We start from the raw sequence: 18,759 nt of genomic DNA, 5'->3' as shown, positions 1-18,759 counted from the left end.
TTGAGCGCCCAGCCAGGGTTGAACGAGGCCGTCGAATACCACATCGTGAATTCGCTGGGATGGTCTACTTTGCGCCCGCTCCAGCGGGCCGCCGTCCTGCCTATTCGTTCAGGTTCGGACTGTCTTTTGCTGGCTCCCACTGCTGGTGGCAAGACAGAGGCGGCAGTCTTCCCGATACTCTCCGAGCTGGTCGAAGGTGGATGGTATGGCTTGTCCGTCCTGTATGTCACACCTCTCCGAGCTCTTCTGAATAATCTGCAGCCCCGCATTAACTCATATGCTTCGTGGGTCGGCCGGCGGGCCGAACTCTGGCACGGCGATGTCGGGCCGTCGGAGCGCAAGCGCATCCTTAGTGATCCTCCAGAAATTCTCCTGACGACGCCGGAATCCCTTGAATCGATGCTGGTTTCTCGGCGCGTGGACCACGACGCCTTCTTCGCCAACGTTAGGGCAATAGTTGTTGACGAAGTCCACGCTTTCGCTGGTGATGACCGCGGCTGGCATCTTTTATCTGTCCTGGAACGAGTGCAACGAATTGCGGGTAGACCTATTCAGCGCATCGGGTTGTCCGCGACCGTAGGCAATCCGCAGCAGATACTCGATTGGTTGCAGGGGTCGGCCCTGCTCAACGGAAAGCCGTCGGTAGTGGTCTCGGAGGAAGCCGCCCAGGCTACTGACGTGGAAGTTGTGCTCGACTACGTCGGATCAATCGACAACGCAGCCCAAGTCCTTTCCAAGCTGCATCGCGGAGAAAAGAGGCTTGCATTCTGCGTGTCGCGATCAGACTGCGAAGAACTCGCCTACGCATTACGCCAGCGTGGAGTGACCGCATTCGTCTCGCACGCATCTCTGTCTGCTGACGAACGAAGGCTAAGCGAACAAGCATTTGCAGAGAGCCGTGACTGCGTAATCGTTGCTACGTCCACCCTTGAGCTCGGCATCGACGTCGGCGATCTGGATCGGGTAATTCAAATCGACTCAACCTGGTCTGTCTCTTCATTCCTACAGCGATTGGGACGTACTGGGCGGCGACCTGGATCGCGGCGTAATGCGCTCTTCCTCACCACCAACTACGAAACGTTACTTCGGGCCGCCGCTGTCTTGTTGCTCTGGAAACGCGGTTTCGTCGAGGCTGTTGAACCGCCTACGGCGCCCAACCATATATGTGCCCAACAGATATTGGCCTTGGCTCTGCAGGAGGGGCAATTCTCGCCAGAATCGTTGCCACACTGGTGGGGCGATCTCTCCGTTATGGACAATGTGGGCGAGATTCTGGACTTCCTCCGGGACGAAGAGTTCCTAGCAGAGGACAGTGGTCTACTTTTCATCGGACCCCGGGCTGAAAAGAAGTTTGGCCGTCGCTACTTCATGGACTTGTTGAGTGCCTTTACCGCCGCGCCCGAATTGACCGTGATCGCTGGTCAGCGAGAAATTGGCTCTGTGGCGCCGATAAGTTTGGTCGGGAGTGGTCCAACCGGTGCCGCCCGTAAGCTGCTGCTTTCTGGCCGTTCTTGGCTCGTGGAGGCGGTGGACTGGGACCGGCATGTTGTTCGCGCGAGCGAAATGGCAGAAAAGGGATCTTCGCGGTGGCAGAGCGGCAGCGTTGCTGAATCCTACGCGATTATGCGAGCCATGCGTGAGATCCTCCTCGGTGCAACTCCGGACGTCCAGATATCCAAGCGCGCACAAGAACATTTGCCCCAGCTCCGTGCCAGCCAGTCGGAGACCGTAGAGCAGTCGGGACTTGTCCTCCACCGTTCCGAGGCTGGCCAAGTGTTCTGGACCTGGGCTGGGTTGAAAGCGAACCTCACTCTGCTTGCTGCTATGGGAATGGACGATGCTCGTGCAGACAACGCAATGATCCGCTTGCCTGCGCAGGTCACTATCGCGGATATTCGCGCCGCTGCGCACCGAGTAGAAGTCGCATTGCCCTTCGTCCCTCTGCAGATGATTCAAGATTTGAAATTCTCTGCTGCCCTACCGACGGCGTTAGCGACCCGCACTCTCGCTGCCCGCTTGGCTGACCTACCGGGTGCCAAGCGTATATGCGAAGCGCTTGTCGTTGTCCGTTAATCGGCCCTGGCACGTCCGCCATGTGCATAGCTGCAGCTGTCACAGCGCGCGCATTCAGACCTCGAGTATGGGGGTGTGTTAGGGGCCATGAAAAACTGCCCATAGGCGGCCACGAAAGTGCCCACTGACGGCCAGTAATACTGCCCGATGGTGGCCATGAGATCTGCCCACTTCCTTACTGAACCGACCGCGCCTTAAGCGGCGGGAGCCTCTCCCTGGGGTTTGATGACGGTGTCTAAGCGCACCAAGCGAACCAGGAAGAGGCCCTGTATGAAGTCTGACGGAGAAATCATGGAAATTCTTGCTGCCTACGATTTGACCGGATCGTTGCGCGCGACCGCGGAACTCACGGGCTGCTCGCACCACACCGTTGCCAAACACGTCGCCGCCCGGGACGCCGGCCGGCCAATCGGGGAACCAACGGCCCGGGGCCGGGTCACCGACCCGTACCTGCCCAAGATCGAAGAATGGGTGGAGGCCTCCAAGGGCCGGATCCGGGCCGATAAGGCCCACGCAAAGCTCCTCGCGCTGGGCTATACGGGTTCGGAACGCTCCACCCGACGGGCGATCGCTCAGGTCAAGGCGGCATGGCGGCTGGGTCACACCCGCGTCCACCGGCCCTGGATCACCGAACCGGGCATGTGGCTGCAGTACGACTTCGGCGACGGGCCCCGGATCGGCGGGGTGAAGACCATCCTGTTCGTGGCGTGGCTGGCGTTCTCCCGCTTCCGCGTCGTGATCCCGCTCAAAGACCGGACGGCGCCGAGCGTCTTCGCGGCGCTGGACCGGTGCTTCCGGATCTTCGGCGGAGCACCAACGTATGTACTCACGGACAACGAGAAGACCGTGACCACCGCCCATGTTGCCGGGGTCCCGGTGCGGAACCATCAGACCCTGGACTTCGCCCGGCACTACGGGGTGACCGTGCTGACCTGCCAGCCCGCGGACCCGGCAACCAAAGGCGGAGTGGAAGCGTCCGTGAAGCTCGCCAAGGCTGATCTTGTGCCCAAAGACACCAACCTCCGCGAAGAGTATTCTTCCTTCGCCGAACTCGAGGCCGCTTGCCAGGCGTTCATGGACGAGGTCAATCACCGTGAGCACCGGACGACGCGGCGGAAACCCGCGGCCATGCTCGCCGAGGAAGCCCCGCGGTTGCACCGGATCCCGGATACTGCTCATACGGTCGCGTTCGGTCTGGCCCGCATGGTTCCGGAGAACACCCCGATGGTCACCTTCGAAAACGCCCAGTACTCCGTCCCGGCCCACCTGCTCGGGGCCCGGGTGTTCGTCCGAACCCACGGGACCGGGCCCGGCGAGCAGGTCATCATCGTCCACCACGGCGCCGGTGGTCCGGTCGAAGTCGCCCGCCACGACCGGGCCCGGCCCGGTAGCCCCGCCATCAACGACGGACACTTCCCCGGAACCCGGACAAAGGTCCCCGGCGATTACGAGGTCAGGGCCCGCAGCGCGGACGAGGCCGCGTTCCTGGCCATCGGCGAAGGCGCCAGGACCTGGCTGATCGAGGCCGCCGCGGCCGGAACGGCACGGATGAACGTGAAAATGGCCGAAGCCGTCACGCTGGCCAAAATCGCCGGCACCAACCAGGTCGACCGCGCCCTTGGCGACGCCGCCCTGCATGGCCGGTTCGCACACCAGGACCTCGCCTCGATCCTGAACGCCAACATCCGCCGCACCACCACTCACGCGGCCAACGAAGCGAGCTCGCTGACCCAGGGAACAGGTGCGTGGGCCGCGATCGGTAACCCCGCTCTGAACACCGCAACCAACACCACGACCAAGATCACCCCGGAGGAGGCCCGATGAACCCCGTCACCACGCCCAACACCGCCGCCCCTCCGCTACCGGCAGACCTGGAAGCGTTGATGCGGTCCCTGAAAATGCCCCACGCCCGGGCGCTGGCACCGGACCTGATCGCGACCGCCCGCGCCCAGCGCTGGGAACCGGCCGAGGTCATCAGAGCCCTCTTCACCGAGGAAGCCGCTGGCCGGGCCCGGTCCATGCTCGCTTCCCGCCGCAAAGCAGCTGGGTTCCCGACCGGAAAAACCTTCGAGGCGTGGGACCAGGCAGCGTCCTCCATCCCCGCCCCGACCCAGCAAGCCCTCCGGACCTTGGAATGGATCAGCCGGCGGGAAAACCTGGTCGTCTGCGGGCCCTCGGGGACGGGGAAGACGTTCTTCCTCGAAGCCCTCGGTCAGCAGGCCGTCGAAGCCGGGATGCGGGTCGCGTGGTTCAGGCTCGAGGACCTCGGTGTCCTTATCCGCGCCCACCGCACCGATGACAGTGTCACCCGGGCCGTCGCCCGGATCCTCCGCGCCGAACTCGTGGTCATCGACGACATTGGCCTGCTGCCCGTGGCCACCGACGCCGCCGAAGGCCTCTACCGGGTCGTGGACGCCGCCTACGAAAAACGGTCCGTCGCGATCAGCTCCAACCTCCACCCCGCCGGGTTCGACGAGCTCATGCCCAAAACCCTCGCCACCGCCACCGTTGACCGGCTGCTTCACCACGCCCACGTCTGCCAAACCAGCGGCGATTCCATCCGCCTCACCCAAGCCCTCGCCGGAAAAGGAGTCACCCGACTGAACTGACCAACCCAACGATGGCCAATCCCGCCGAACCAATCAGTGGGCAGATCTATTGGCCATAACCGGGCAGTTTTACTGGCCACCAGCGGGCACTTTTAGTGGCCGCCCGTGGGCAGAAACAACGGGCCATTGACAGGGGTGGAACTTGGAGAGTAACGGAGAGGCCCTAGGATTCCAGGGTTCGAAGAAGCAAGATAGAATTTGCAAATTTTCATCAATCGGAGGTTCTCCGAGAGATGCACGTTCCTCTTATTACAGTCTCCCGGCATGTTCACCCATGCGCCTTCGCCACCTTTCCTAAGACGTGTGTGAACCCCAACCCTGTGAGCATAGATATCAACCCGGCGAGGTTTGAACTCGTCGTTGTGCACCACGAGCCACTTCCCGCCGCCCTGTCCCGCGCTAGTAGCAAGCTCAGACGTTCACGTGCAGACGATACGGTGGGAAGAAACGGTAGAGATACAAACAGAAGACCCGACCTGCCGGAAGCTAGCACCGACCCTTGTGGGCGTCGGCAGCCCAACTGCAAAGAGGTCGTCCGGGTCTAAATGCTGGGAGAATGCTAAGACGTACCGAAGATTTTTTCTTCTTTAATCCATTGTTGAATCAACTCACTTGCTGCCTCTTCGAATGGTCCAAGATCTTCCCCAAAATCAAGTTCATAGCGCCCAACTAGGGCCGCAGTATTTCTTCCGATGACCGCCCTAAGCGAGAGGAAGGAAAGCTCCAGCGACTCGTCCTTGAGCTTTCCGTATGCGGTTGCGAAGCTCTTGCAAGCAACTCCGACCTCTTTGATTCGACGGCGCGCACCGGGGCTAGATGGGCCGTCCTGGGTTGCTACGGCAATATCTCGGAGGTTTTGTGTCGATGCAAACACGTGAGAGTAATCTTCACGCACTAACCCCTCCCACATGAAGCGCTTGTTCTCGATCTGAGACACGAACTTTTGGCATATGTGTTTATCAGATTCAATCCACGTTCCCGAGAAACCTGATGCGCTTAGGCCCGAGAATAGGTATTCGTATCTCGGGTGATTGAAAAAATACGGCATTATTGCCCCCACTGGGATAAGAAGGACTGGGACTTCCAGTTCTATCCGAATCTTAGGCGGCACTGCGCCTAATGTGATCCCTCCAGTGATCCCTTCATGGCGGTCGCCCCACTACTGCGCCACGGCGGCCGCCGTCGCAAACACATCAGCCGGCATCGGCCTATAGAGCTTCCACGTGATGGCAATGGGCTTGCCCCCTGAGTGCTGAACGTAGTCGACCGGGCCAAGGCACGTGTATGGCACGGTCAAGCCGGTCTCGTCCTCGGCGCTGTTCCGGGTGAAGAGCAGGATATGGGACTCGTGCTTCAGTCTGTTTAGGTAGCGCCGACCGGTCGGGCTCGTCGGAGACGTCGCATTCTGTGATTCCCAGTGGAACAGCTCCGGGCTGATGGCGTAGTCCTTGTACATCGTGGTCGCCGAGTGCTTCTTGTCATCCTTGTTCAGGGTGACAAAGAAAGCGTCGGTAGACGTCGCTGGACACCACGCAACGCCCTCGCGGTGCTGGACGTTCCTTCCCTGCTCCAGCGAGCCGTACTGCAGCGCCGCCAGCACCTCCTCGCGCCGGTAGGTGGCGTGCGAGAGCAGCGGGATGTGCTGCAGTCCCGAGCCAAGGCTCTTTGCTGCATGTTTCGATGCAGCAACTCCAAGCTTCAAGATCTGGCGGATCTCGCGGCACACAAACTGGTAGCCGCGCAGAAGGTCCAGTCCGTCGTCGTACGTTTTGCATCCGCCGCCGTCATCCCACAGTGTGTAAAAAAGCATGCGTGCAAAAGCCTGTTCGCGCATGCCCAGCTCCTTGTAGCGGGGTGCGTCGGGAGCAACGAGCATGGAATACGCAGCGGCGCGTTCCGGATCGTCCACGTGAATCAGCGCGGCCATGCGGCCCAGCAGCTTCTTTTCCTCCGCGTCCGACAGCTCCTCGATCTTCCCGCGCAGCACGGTCTCCAACGGTGAGAACCCTTCAATCAGCCCTGCCTGCCGGAGATAGCCGGTCCACGAGTCCCTGGTCGAACGGTAAATCGACTTCACATCGTTCCCCGACCGCTCCAGATAAGCTTCCAGCTCCGTCTCCGCGTACGAAGCGATGTCCCGGACCAGCTGTGCCCGGTTGAACCGCAGCTGTGCCTTGATGTTGTCCAGGACCACCTTCTGCGCCACCCGGTCCAGCAGGATCTGGGAGCCGGACGGCAGGTACGGGAATTCGTCCTCGACAGCCTTTTCCAGCTCCTTGCGTCCATAGCCGGTCAGCGCCCGGTAGCGCAGATCAAAGCGGAACTCACGGCGCTGCTGACCGATGAAGTCCAGGACCGTCAGCACCGCTTTGCCCTCAGCACGACGCAGCCCACGTCCCAGCTGCTGGAGGAAGACCGTGGCACTCTGCGTGGGCCGGAGCAGCAGGATGGTGTCCACCTGCGGCAGGTCCAGGCCTTCATTGAAAAGGTCGACGGCGAAGATGCAGTTGAGCTCCCGCTTGCCCAGGCGCCGCAGGGCTTCCTCGCGGTCAACATTGTCTGTGGTGCCGTCGACGGCCACGGAGGCAATGCCCGCCCGGTTGAAGACCCCAGCCATGTAGTGCGCGTGCTGCACCGAGACGCAGAAGCCGATAGCCCGCATCTGCTCAGTGCTGGTGACCTTGTCCCTGAGTTCGCGAATCACCTTGGCAGCGCGGGCGTCGTTTCCGGTGTAGAGGGCACTCAGCTGGGCAGTGTCGTAGTTGCCGCGCTTCCATTCCAACCGGCTCAGGTCGATGTCGTCCGAGACCCCGAAGTAGTGGAACGGCACTAGCAAGTCGGCATCCAGGGCGTCCCAAAGCCGCAGTTCACTGGCGGTGCGGCCATCGAAGAACTGCTTGGCGACGTCAACTCCGTCGCCGCGTTCCGGTGTCGCCGTAAGCCCTAGAAGCTGCTGCGGTTTCAGGTGGTCCAGCAGGCGACGGTAAGTGGGTGCCATAGCGTGGTGGAACTCGTCGATGACCACGACGTCGAAGAAGTCCGGTTTCAGCTGCTCGACCCCGAGCGAGGAAAGTGACTGGACCGAGGCGAAGATGTGCTTCCACTCTTGCGGCTTGTGCTCCCCCACGTAGAGTTCGCCGAAGGCGCCATCCTGCATGACGTCGCGGTAGGTGCGCATCGCCTGTTTCAGGATCTCCTGCCGGTGGGCTACGAAGAGTAGCTTCAAGCTTCTGCCGGCAGCTTGGCTTAGCCGTTTGTAGTCCAGCGCTGCGATGACGGTTTTTCCGGTGCCCGTGGCGGCGACCAGCAGGTTGTGGTTGAAGCCCTTGAGGCGCTCTGCTTCCAGGTCCTCCAGCATCTCCTCCTGATGGAGGAACGGCTGGACCTCAAGACCAGTGGCGGCATCAGATGCCGCGGTGCGCCGGCCGCCGTTGCGTTCCAGTGCGGCGTCCAGCTTTTCGCCGTCGCGATCCGGGTCGTAGCTCTGGAAGGCCCGCTGCTCCCAATAACTGTCGAAGGTGACCTCGAACTTCTGTAGGAGGGCCGGCGTTGCGACGGAACTGAGCCGGACGTTCCATTCAAGCCCATCAAGTAGGGCAGCCTGACTCAGGTTGGAGCTGCCGACGTAGGCGGTGTCGAAGCCCGTGTTGCGGCGAAATAGCCAGGCTTTGGCGTGAAGCCGGGTTGCCTGTGTTTGGTAGCTGATCTTCACCTCGGCTCCGTACCGGTTGACGAGCTCGTCAATGGCCCGGCGTTCAGTGGCACCCATATAGGTGGTGGTGACTACTCGGAGCTTCGCACCACGATCCTTGAGCTGTTCGAGGGCTGGCTGCAGGAGCCTCAGACCGGTCCAGCGAATGAAGGCGCATAGGAGGTCGACCGTGTTGGCGGACTCCATTTCCGCCCTGAGCTCGGCTGCGAGATTCGGATCGTCCTTGCTGTTAGTGAGAAGCGCAGAATCGCTGAGCCTGGTGGTGGGCCGACGAAGCTGACGGCGTTTGAGCGCGTCAAGGCGGTGAAGGGACGTGAGTTGAGTGGGACCTTCCGCGATGCGATCCGATGTCTTCAATTCTTGAAGGAGTCGGTTGGCCATTCCGACTCTCTCGGCTGGCTTGGCCGCAATGAGAGCTTGGCGGACAGCGTCTGCGACGTAGCGAGAGAGACTGTCGGGTACGTCTTGGTCTTCAATGTTCGCGAAGATGGGCTGAAGTTCCAACTCACTGCCTAGCACATTCCCGAGTGCGTCCGTGTTGAGCAGTTCATATAACCCCTCAGACAGCCGCTCCGCCGCCCTTCCCCCAATGGAATTATTCACTGTGTCAGGCTATTGGATCCTGAAAATGATTCAAAGTCCTGCTTGAACCAAGTTCAGATGTGATAGACGAGTCAGCTTCTAATCGTCTATCACGTCCGTGCAGCCCTAGTCTGCCGACAGATTCCTAAAGGGGATTCTCGGCGACAAGGGCTGCAGAATGGTACTGTTCGATCGCGGCCCAAACTTCAGCAGCGTGGGTTCGTCACACAACAAAGACTCCATCGCACTTCTGGGACCGAGGTAAGCAATTGGCGCCATTCGAAGCTAACGCCGAGGCCGTGAATCTCGGTCGCGATGACGCTATTGCAGCACAGTACCGTGCAGGACAAACCATGCAAAGCATCGCCGACGACATAGGATTGTCGAAAGGGCGTGTCCAGCAAATTCTCGCTTCGCGTGGTGAAGTGGAGGCTTCCGAGGCACGCGCTGCGCGAGCCCAGATGCGGCTAGAGGCGGGATCAGCCAAGGCATCGGCTTTTTGGTCCGAGCATTCGGCAAGCATACTTGCGCTTGCTGCTGATGGAGCTTCTAAACAAGACATAGTTGACCGATTCTCTCTCCTCTATCCCCGCGTCCCGGAAGAAACGGTGCGATACGCGCTCGACAACAGTGGAATTTCTTTTTCACGGAAGAAGGACCCGCACCACTTTTCAGATTCTGTAATTGAAAGTGGCGTCTGGTATATCTGTGGCCTTAGTCTCGGTTTGTCCCCTGACCCCGGCGCCGCCTTGATCGGGGTCGATGTGGAGGAAGCTTCTGGTTTGCGCCTCGCGCTTGAGGAACGCGGAGTATCAGAAGATGAGATTTCAAAGGTTATCGCTATATGTGTAGTGACCAAAGAGCTCTCCCTAGCACGTGAGCTAGAACTCACGAAAGTCCGCTACACTTCAGTTCGCGCCCCCTTCATAAAGTCACAAAATTTAGGAAGCGCTCAGCATGCCTGGCCTGCCGACGCGCAAACAGTCATGAAGCGTATAGGCAAAGGTTACTGGGGTGATGCGATGACCGCTCTTGGTATTTCACCCGGGAAGCGCGGTCGGGCGAGAGGCCTGCTGTTGTTTCAGGAGAATGCCTACCCCCAAGCCCTCCGCAGTTACATTGCCGCTAGCAGCGCAATTGATAATCGCACAAGCGCATCGGATTACGATGTGTGGCGCCAGCGGGAATATCGTGCGGGACGAACCTGGCCAGCGGGGGTTTCGATCCGTAACAAATATGGTTCTTGGGCGGCTGCCATGCGCGCGGGGACAACTCCAACAGAAGAACTGAGCAAACCCCAAAACGGACGACGAGCACAAAATATCAGCGCGGAACTCCTACATATCACGCGACGAGATATGACGGACAAAATGAAAGAGATTTCAAGCTCGCCGACGGCTGATGTGCGCGACCCGCTAATTCGTAGTTTCCTTGTTAACTACGCTGGCGCCTTCGAGATCAATCGACGCGAATGGCTACGGGAAATGATCTTCACAGATCCGTCCTCACTTGATCGCCGCCTCGATCCCACTGCACCAACTCTAGGAAGGCGACAGCGAGCAGCGTTGACGTCATCACCGGTAGATTGGGACTCGGTTCTAACCGACATGTACTTGGACAGGACGTTATCGGATGGCGGCCTAACGAATGCTGATGGATGGCTGTCGCCGGATGTACAGGCAGAGCTAGATGCACTACCGAATTCAGCAAATCTCCTATATGGCGTGCTTCGGGCGGCTCGAAACTACTTCACTCATGACTCAAGTGAAGCGCGGCTGCGCATGACCGAGGCCCTTAGCGCGGCAGGAGACCTAGATTCCGACTTCCGCTTTAACCAGCCACTCACCCAGGTCAGCCTAATCCGCTGGCTTGCTGCTGCTTCGGCCAAACGACTTAGCAAAGTTGCAATGGTGATGCCTGAGGTTTGGAAGGCAATGGTGGCGGCAGAAGGCGTTCTTCGTGCAGAAGTAGACTCTCGGCCTTAAATTAAAGACCCGCGACCGCTCACATCGCTTAAGAGGCCGCTCCATTCTGGGTTTGGCCTTCGGCAACCACTGGCCGAGCTTGGTGTTGAAGTCCTCCGGACAGGACTCCGGGATCAAGGCTGTGGAACCGGCGATTCGTGCGGTGCTGCTGGGCCGGACGCAGGTCGGCGGACTGTCAGCGCTGACTGCTTTCGCGACCGTGTTCCTGGAGATCCCCAACCGCGCCGCTATCGATCTCATCGACTCACCCTCGGCCAGATGCAACCGCCGAATAAGCGCCCAATCCTCCACTGTGATCACCCACCCAATCGTTTGGAACGGGTGGCTCAGTCTTCAACCGTCACCATGGCTCACTTTTCGACCGTCACCGACACCTACCTCGCCCAGCAAGGTGACTTCAAAGTTCTCGTCGAAAAGCAGAGGATCGCCAGGGTCATCGTCGCTTCGCCGTAGAAAGCAGCATTGCGCGGAACTTGGGTCCGTTCCAAATGGCGATTCAGTACAGGGCCTTACTACGCTGCTCGGCCTCCCAGGACGGCCACCTAAATATGTACGTATAGCGGCCCTGAGTTGGTTCTGCCGGGATACTACTGCCTTCATCTTGCCATACGACTTAGACGGCTGTAATTTCCTGCCGCATTATCGTCCGTCCTCGCGTCATTCAACCTGGTCCCGAGTTATGTTGCCCTCTTCAAGTCAAGGGCGCTGCTGCGCGGCCGTGTCGCCTGTAAACATGGCCCCGCATGTGCCACGATCGGAAGCATGCAAATAGTAAGGTATCGACATTACCGCGAATATGTTGAGCAGCGAATCCAAGCCAATGACACAATGATGGGGCTGTTGGCCGGAGCAAATCTCGCGTCCCAAACACTATTCCTGACTCAAGGATCAAATCTAGAACTGAGCAAAATCTTCCCCGCTGTTCCACATATCAAGCGATTCAACCTTACGACTGATAAGGCTAGAGCGGTATTGGAGAATGCGGAAAATCTACTCGGCATCCTGGCCGTTCCCCGCGTTCTTGCTTTGCATGAAGATTTGATAATTGGCATGCTGCGGCTACTGGGTAAGAGTAATACGAGTTTGAAAAACGTTGGCATGGCGGACATGCATGAACTTTTCCAAACCACCATTGGCTCCAATTTCACCGATGACTCGCTGAGGTTATTCCACCTTGTGCGGCTCGCACGCAATACGCACATCCATCAAGCGGGACGAGCCACCAGCAAACTAGAGGACGTGATCAGTGGGACTCCACAATCTACTCACGAGGCATGGGAGAAAATTACAGGCGTTGCCTTCACTCGGTATAGGAAGGACGAGTATGTGACTCTTGGTGTTCCCGAGCTAATCGGAATTCTCGCACTCACTAAACGACTAGCTGAGGAGGCAAACGTCCATCTACAGGCTACGATCAAGCGTGAAAAGTGGGCAGAATTAGTTGTGTCTGACTGGCAACTCGACCGCAGACCAGGCAATATCAAACAGCAGTTCCGACAAGTGACGGGTTTAGCGCGCCGTGAGTATGGCCCTATATCGCTAACTTCCAATGAACTAGAGACTGCCATGAGCAAGGCCGGGTTCGCCGTTACATAATTGAAGGGGCCGACTACTCGAGTCAGCCCCTTCAATAAGAAAAGCGGGAGCTTTGCTTAAGCTACGCCTCTTTCGAGACGCCGGGATTTGACACCCGGATCTGCCCGTTTCCGTTGAACGTTCGGTCGCGAACCGACAAGAGACCAAGTCACACGCTCATTGCCCCTGAGGACATCCACACTGTAGCACGGAGGGCCGCGCTCCTCAAAGTTTGCCAAGGACCTTCTCCAAGCACCGTGCCAGTCACGAGGCCCAGGGTTTTGGCTTTCCGCTACTACTCTTACTCGCTCAAGGGCGGCCTCAATAGAAGGAGTCAACTTCCGACATAAAGGGATTGACTTATGCTGCCCTCCGTTAAGGGCGATGACCTCACTCCGTCCTTCAAGTTCTGTTCCTGCTCGGGCTTCCCTAAGGACATACCCGGTCCTGGAAGCAAACTCTCCGGCGCCTAACATGCGCACTGTAGAGACCTCTTCGGTTATCTTCGCAGCTGCAACTTGTTCTCTGCCGTGAATATCGAGTTTGTAGAACTGCCTAGCATGAGTTGCAGAAAGGCGCGCCCGGATAAAGCCAGACGCGCCCCTCGTGCTGTAAACCTGCGGGTTTAAGACTTTTGTTTCAGTCGAGGAGCACCGACTGTTTGGCACCGTCCGAAGGCTCAGCAGCGGGCGCAACCTTCCGCCCTCCACGGTGGTGGAGCCAGTTCGCCACCGCCAGAAGCGCCACGAGCGCGAAGGTGCTCAGGAGCTGGGGACGGGAATCCTCGCCTATGAAGCCCACCGTGAAGATCGCCGCCAGAATAACGAGGCCGAAGCACGTGAGCCACAAGAAGCCTGGCATCCGCAGCGGAAGGGCCGTTCCCTCACGGTCGGCGCGGAGGCGCAGGGCAAGCTGGGCCAGGAGCGCGGACGTCCACACCAGCAAGCAGGTTGAGCCCACGATGTTCAGCAGAACGCCAAGGACCATCTCGGGGAAAGCCAGTTCCAGCACCACCGTGACAACACCGAACGCGACGCTGGCCAGGACTGCGACCACCGGGACCCGCGCCTTGGACACCGCAGCTAGCACGCGAGGTGCTTCACCCCGCTCGGCCAGGGAGTACGCCATCCGGGAGGCGCCGTAAAGGTTGGCGTTGAGCGCGGAGAGCAGTGCTGCGACGGCCACCAGGGTGATGGTGGTGGCTGCACCGGGCATACCGGCCGCCTCGAGCACGGCGGCGAACGGGCTCTTCAGCCCCTCAGAACCAACGGGTACAACGGCCGCGATGATGAAGATGGCTCCGATGTAGAAGACCAGGATGCGCCACAGCACTGTACGGACCGCTTTCTTTACACTGCGCGCGGGCTCGGCTGTCTCGGCTGCCACCACGGAGACGATCTCGGTGCCGCCGAACGCGAACGCCACCACAAACAGTGCCGTGGCAATCCCCGCGAACCCGCTGGGCGCGAATCCTTCGCCCGCGAAGTTGGCCAGGCCCGGCGACTGGACGCCCGGCAGCCAGCCGAACAGCAGCGCCGCGCCCACCAGGAGGAACCCGACGATCGCCGCCACCTTGAGCAGCGCAAACCAGAACTCGAACTCGCCGAAGTTCTTCACGTTCGTCAGGTTCACGGCGGTGAGCACCACAATGAAGACAAAGGCCATCAGCCACACCGGCAGGGCCGGGAAGATGGTGGCCAGCAGGCCTGCCGCGCCAAGCGCTTCCGCCGCGATGACCACCACAAGCTGCAGCCACCAGAGCCAGCCCACCGTGGCGCCGGCCACCGGCCCGTAAGCCTTGGCGGTGTACACGGAGAAGGCACCGCTGTCCGGATTGGCGGCGGCCATCTCGCCGAGGGCCCACATCACCAGGATGATGAGGGTGCCGGCCACGAGGTAGGAGATCAGCACCGCCGGGCCGGCCGCCTGGATACCCGCGCCGGAGCCGATGAAGAGGCCCGCGCCGGAGCCGATGAAGAGGCCCGCGCCGATGGCGCTTCCGAGCCCCATCATGGTGAGCTGGCGGGGTTTGGGGGCCGCGCCGAGCGCGCGGGCAGACGTCTTTGTCTGTTGTTCCATGGGGATCCCTCTAGTCAGTAGGTGGAACGGATTTTGGGATTAAGGTTCAGGCTGCGTGGGCTGCCAGGATCCGGAGCACGCGGTCGTTGGCGGCGGCGTCAGCAACGGTGATGCGCACGCCGTCGCCCTGATACGCCCGGACCATGATGCCGGCGCCGTCGAACGCCTCCATCAGCCTGGTCCGGAGCTCGTCGTCGGCACGGATCCACAAGAAATTGCCCTGGCTCGGCTCCAGCTTCCAGCCCCGGGCTGCCAGCTCCCGAGACATCCGTGCACGCTCCTGCTTCACGACGGCGACCCGCGCCTCCATCTCCTCCCCCGCGTCCAGCGATGCGATGGCAGCCTTCTGGGCCAGCGCGCTCACCGAAAAGGGAAGGGCAGTCCGGCGCAGTCCCTCGGCGATCTCCGGCGCCGCCACGGCGTATCCCACCCGCAGGCCGGCCAGTCCGTAGGCCTTCGAGAAGGTGCGGAGGATGCAGACGTTCGGGTACTCGCGGTAGAGCGCCAGGGAATCGGGGCCGCTCCCGGCCTCGGCATACTCCACGTAGGCCTCGTCGATCACCACGAGGATGTCCGAGCGGACGGCGCGCAGGAAGGCCTCGATGCGGTCATGGCTGATCGGGACGCCTGTCGGGTTGTTGGGGGTGCAGAGCAGGATGATCTTGGTGCGTTCGGTGACGGCGGCTGCCATGGCGTCAAGGTCGTGGCCCTCAAGATGGTCCAACGGGATGCGGACCGCCCGGGCGCCCGCAAGCTCCACGAGGATGGGGTAGGCCTCGAAGGAACGCCACGCGAAGATCACTTCATCCCCGGCGTCGCACAGTCCGGTGATGATCTGCTGGAGGACGCCCACGCTGCCCGGATCTACCGCTACTTCCTCCGGGGTGACGCCCAGCCATCTGCATGAACTGGCTCTCGCCCGAAGGCCTCAACTTTTATCAGTTTCAGAACCAGCTAGGGCTTATGGCGCAGTAGCATTGCCACTACATGTCTTCACTTTCCGCGCACCGTCATTCAACGAAGGCAGGGCGGACCGCAGATACTAATTCATCCAAAGAAGTCGCATATCTTATGGCGATCTCCGCGCTGAGGACACCCGCTTCATCGTTCAGTCGCACTAGTCGGCCTTGGATATCCGAGCGCAAGAGCTTGGCCATTCTCTTCCGCATAATTATCAGCGAGGCAGGGTCTTTTGCTTGCCTACTAGTCAGACTGCCATCACCGTGGACAATGGCATTTCGAACTTCAATAACCAATTCCATATCTTGCCATGCGGGCATACTTCCCGCTTGGATTCCAAATCCGCTTTTAAGAACTCTATTCCTTGCCAGCCAAGACTGATGAAACGAATCGCCATATTCCTGGAGCAAATTCTTTCCCAATTGAGTGGAGTCCACGCCCGATTCTCGTATCAGCAGATCGATAAACCGATCTGCTAGCGCCTCAACTCTGGACGACACTGCTACGATCTGTCCACTTACGTCATTCTCCCATCGGGAACTAACGCGGTTCAGTGCCCTAACGGTGTCTTCTGTGAGCAAATGCGCCGAAGCACTAATCAACATATTTGGAGCCCCAGTTATAGGCAGCCTTGCACAGCTTTGAGTCTCCTTGGATGGCCTTTCCAACCTGGCTCGCAGTATTTCCATCCAGGGATCCGACACAGGCGGCGACACCAACTCTAGTAACATCAGACGCTTGCATGTAGATCTCCGACAACTCCTCCGTTGAAATGGACCTGCGTCTTGACAGGTACCAAGCCGCTTCGGCCCTAACCGTCTCGTGCCTGTCTTGCAACAGCTGTTTGACCCAATCTAAGATTTGCTGTTCATGTTCAGAGGCGCCTGCAGTTAATTGGCTCGCCAGCCCGACCATCCACAACTTCGCCCATGAGCTTTGACGCGGCAGTTAGGTCAAGCGCCTCAAGGCAGCCCAATTTTGATCCATTTCTGACCGTCGGCGTAAGTAGGAAATCACCTCATAGAGTCTGATGGGCTCACGCTCGGTGATCTTGACAAGCCAGTCGTCTTCTAGCCGGCTTGTTGCCGACTGGAGACGCTTCAGGGTACCGGGGCCGAAATGAGCATGGACACCGCGCATGGACTCTTCCCCGCGGCTCCAGTCTTCAATGACTCTGCTCAGAGATACGAAGTCGATCTCGTCCTCGTCCGGCTCCGCCAAGTCGTCATCGTCATCGTCAACGTCAAAGAATGGCTCGTCGTCATAACCCATTCTCTCGGTTTCTACAGCCCAGAGTTCGTCCTCAGCTTGGCTTCGAAACTCATCGAATGCACGATTGATTTCATCTATGTCTTCTCTAACTCGCCGCTTTGGCGCCAGCTTAGTCTTCCCATCCGCCAGCACTAGGCCAATCTCTCTAGCCATATCGACGGCAAACTCTATGGCATCATGTGCTGCGCTTTGATCTGCGGCAATAAGCCGAAAGTCATCGACGTACCTGTGGACAGAAAATCCCTTGCGCACGAGCCGTCGCTCTAACTTTTGAATGTATGCATCGGAAATGCGATGACTGGGTTGCATTGCTTGAGGAATGCCAATTTTGCGCGGGAACATTTCATGTAAAAGGTCGTTGAGCGCAGATACTGCGGAAGCGTTCATAGTCTGCATCAGTAACTCTTCGGCTAGTATCCTGTGGTCAACATATTCGTAAAATGCGGCTATGTCGAAGTCAACGATGTAGACTGTCGGATCTACAGAATCGTCTGTACCAAACTTGCGGTGTCATCAATGTCAATGTCTCGTGACGAAGCAGGGAGGTGTGGTTCAAGTTCCTGCACCAAGGCTTCGTAGAGCACCCTCGCCTCAGGCGGGAGGATAGTTATCGGTCTTGGCCCATGCACCCTCTTAGGCATTGTGATCGTTTCCACTACTGGCGAGTAATGAGACTTGACCAGAGCACCCGTCTGCGCGGCAAGTTCTTCAGTGGCGTTACTCAGGCAACGTTGCGAAATGAGCAGAGGCATCAATGAGCCTGGCGGATTTATTGACCTCTTTGCCGCTTCTTTTAGCGGCAGCTTGTCGACTAACTGGCCCTGCAATTTCACGCTTGAAGCCTTTCCTGCTGATTGGTTCTCGCGCCAAGCCTAGCCGCTTGACGGTGGCAACCGTCGAAAGGGGAACGGAACAATCTACTGCAGCTGCCAGCCTTGTTGCCTCGTGGAAGGTGCAGAAGTCATTCGAGGGAGACAGCGCCCTCTCGCCCGCTCCAAGGCTCGGTACCGGTCCTGCCACAAAGATTTCGTAAACTCACCCGAGCGGTTGAGGCAGGACCCGAACGATTTGATCGACTCGCCCCGGCGCGCCAGCTACAGCCGCCGCTGCCGGAACATCGGAAACGACTCCCGCACCCGCTCCACCGTCTCCAGCGAAATCTCCACCGCCCGAACACCAGACTCCAGCCCAAGGTCAGCCTCAACAACTCCCATCGGATCCACCAGCACGCTCCGCCCCACGGACACCGGCGGCGCCTGGCACACCCCCGCCACGTACACGCTGTTCTCGATCGCCCGTGCCGCATTCAGTGCCAGCCACTGCTCCGTCTTGTGCTCGCCCGGCACCCAGGATGAGCAGACCAGCAGGACCTGCGCGCCGGCGTCGGCCAGTGACCTGGCGAGTTCCGGGAACCGCAGGTCGTAGCAGGTCATCAGCCCGAACCGCACTCCCCCGTGCTCAAACACAACAGGCCCAAGGAACTCACCCGGCTTGATGAACGTCGACTCCCCGAAGCCCTGCGCGTCGAAAAGGTGGATTTTCCGGTAGGACGCCAGCCGGCCGCCGTCGGGCCCGAACGCCACCAGTGTGTTGTACGCCCGGCCCGGCTCGTCCGAGGTTTCCACCACGCCCGCCACCAGCGCGATGCGGTGGCGGCGGGCGGTGGCGCCGAGCTCCCGGCAGACGGGTCCGTCCAGCGGCTCGGCCACCTGGGGGAACGTCGCGTCCACCTTCTTCTTTTCGTAGGTGGCGTACTCCGGGAAGGCGACCAGCGCGGCGCCGTCGCGCGCTGCCTCGGCGGCGAACCGGTCGATCGCGGCGAGGTTGGCCCGGATGTCGGCGCCCGACTCCAGCTGCCCCAGCGCTATCCTCACAAGAGTTCCTTCCCTTGGCCCGAAAGCCACGCTACAAA

13 protein-coding genes are annotated in these 18,759 nt (G+C 59.7%); 6 read left to right on the top strand and 7 right to left on the bottom strand.

The window, feature by feature from the left end:
• From LFT46_RS05285 to istB, 3 genes are all read left to right on the top strand, one after another.
• Nucleotides 1–2,073: a DEAD/DEAH box helicase gene (locus LFT46_RS05285; RefSeq protein WP_236821488.1), complete on the top strand. Its 2,073-nt coding sequence runs from the start codon at nt 1–3 to the stop codon at nt 2,071–2,073.
• A gap of 270 nt (nt 2,074–2,343) precedes the next feature.
• Complete coding sequence (istA, locus tag LFT46_RS05280) at nt 2,344–3,897, top strand: IS21 family transposase (protein ID WP_236821487.1); 1,554 nt, start codon at nt 2,344–2,346, stop codon at nt 3,895–3,897.
• On the top strand, nt 3,894–4,682 hold the full coding sequence (gene istB, locus LFT46_RS05275; protein ID WP_236821486.1) for an IS21-like element helper ATPase IstB: 789 nt from the start codon (nt 3,894–3,896) through the stop codon (nt 4,680–4,682). Before istA ends, istB begins: the two co-directional genes overlap by 4 nt.
• A gap of 559 nt (nt 4,683–5,241) precedes the next feature.
• Here the strand turns inward: istB and LFT46_RS05270 are convergent.
• Entirely contained in the window at nt 5,242–5,619 is a 378-nt protein-coding gene (locus LFT46_RS05270; protein WP_236821485.1) for a hypothetical protein, read from the bottom strand.
• Nucleotides 5,620–5,841: 222 nt separating this feature from the next.
• A complete protein-coding gene (locus tag LFT46_RS05265) occupies nt 5,842–8,961 on the bottom strand; it encodes a DUF3427 domain-containing protein (protein WP_442863689.1) in 3,120 nt (1,039 codons plus the stop codon).
• Nucleotides 8,962–9,245: 284 nt separating this feature from the next.
• Between LFT46_RS05265 and LFT46_RS05260 the strand changes: the two genes are divergently transcribed.
• A complete protein-coding gene (locus tag LFT46_RS05260; protein WP_236821483.1) occupies nt 9,246–10,961 on the top strand; it encodes a hypothetical protein in 1,716 nt (571 codons plus the stop codon).
• A 762-nt stretch (nt 10,962–11,723) separates the two neighbouring features.
• Nucleotides 11,724–12,557: a hypothetical protein gene (locus LFT46_RS05250; protein ID WP_236821482.1), complete on the top strand. Its 834-nt coding sequence runs from the start codon at nt 11,724–11,726 to the stop codon at nt 12,555–12,557.
• A 618-nt stretch (nt 12,558–13,175) separates the two neighbouring features.
• Here LFT46_RS05250 and LFT46_RS05245 read toward each other — a convergent pair.
• The 4 genes from LFT46_RS05245 to LFT46_RS05230 form a co-directional block, all read right to left on the bottom strand.
• The gene (locus LFT46_RS05245; protein ID WP_236821481.1) at nt 13,176–14,615 is read right to left on the bottom strand and encodes an amino acid permease; all 1,440 of its coding nucleotides are present in this window, start codon (nt 14,613–14,615) and stop codon (nt 13,176–13,178) included.
• 46 nt (nt 14,616–14,661) lie between these two features.
• Nucleotides 14,662–15,468, bottom strand: a complete 807-nt coding sequence (locus tag LFT46_RS05240; protein WP_442863673.1) for an aminotransferase class I/II-fold pyridoxal phosphate-dependent enzyme — start codon at nt 15,466–15,468, stop codon at nt 14,662–14,664.
• 157 nt (nt 15,469–15,625) lie between these two features.
• Nucleotides 15,626–16,012, bottom strand: coding sequence for a hypothetical protein (locus LFT46_RS05235; protein WP_236821480.1), 387 nt, complete (start codon nt 16,010–16,012; stop codon nt 15,626–15,628).
• A 511-nt stretch (nt 16,013–16,523) separates the two neighbouring features.
• Nucleotides 16,524–17,264, bottom strand: coding sequence for a hypothetical protein (locus tag LFT46_RS05230; protein ID WP_236821993.1), 741 nt, complete (start codon nt 17,262–17,264; stop codon nt 16,524–16,526).
• Nucleotides 17,265–17,585: 321 nt separating this feature from the next.
• Here LFT46_RS05230 and LFT46_RS05225 point away from each other — a divergent pair, with 321 nt between their 5' ends.
• The gene (locus tag LFT46_RS05225; RefSeq protein WP_236821479.1) at nt 17,586–17,723 is read left to right on the top strand and encodes a hypothetical protein; all 138 of its coding nucleotides are present in this window, start codon (nt 17,586–17,588) and stop codon (nt 17,721–17,723) included.
• Between the two features lie 218 nt (nt 17,724–17,941).
• On the opposite strand, the gene LFT46_RS05220 is transcribed toward LFT46_RS05225, so the two are convergent.
• Nucleotides 17,942–18,721, bottom strand: coding sequence for a carbon-nitrogen hydrolase family protein (locus tag LFT46_RS05220; protein WP_236821478.1), 780 nt, complete (start codon nt 18,719–18,721; stop codon nt 17,942–17,944).
• Nucleotides 18,722–18,759: the final 38 nt, after the last annotated feature.

The organism is Arthrobacter sp. FW306-07-I, assembly GCF_021800405.1.
Taxonomy (GTDB): Bacteria; Actinomycetota; Actinomycetes; order Actinomycetales; family Micrococcaceae; genus Arthrobacter.
This window is presented reverse-complemented; position numbering and strand designations above follow the sequence as displayed.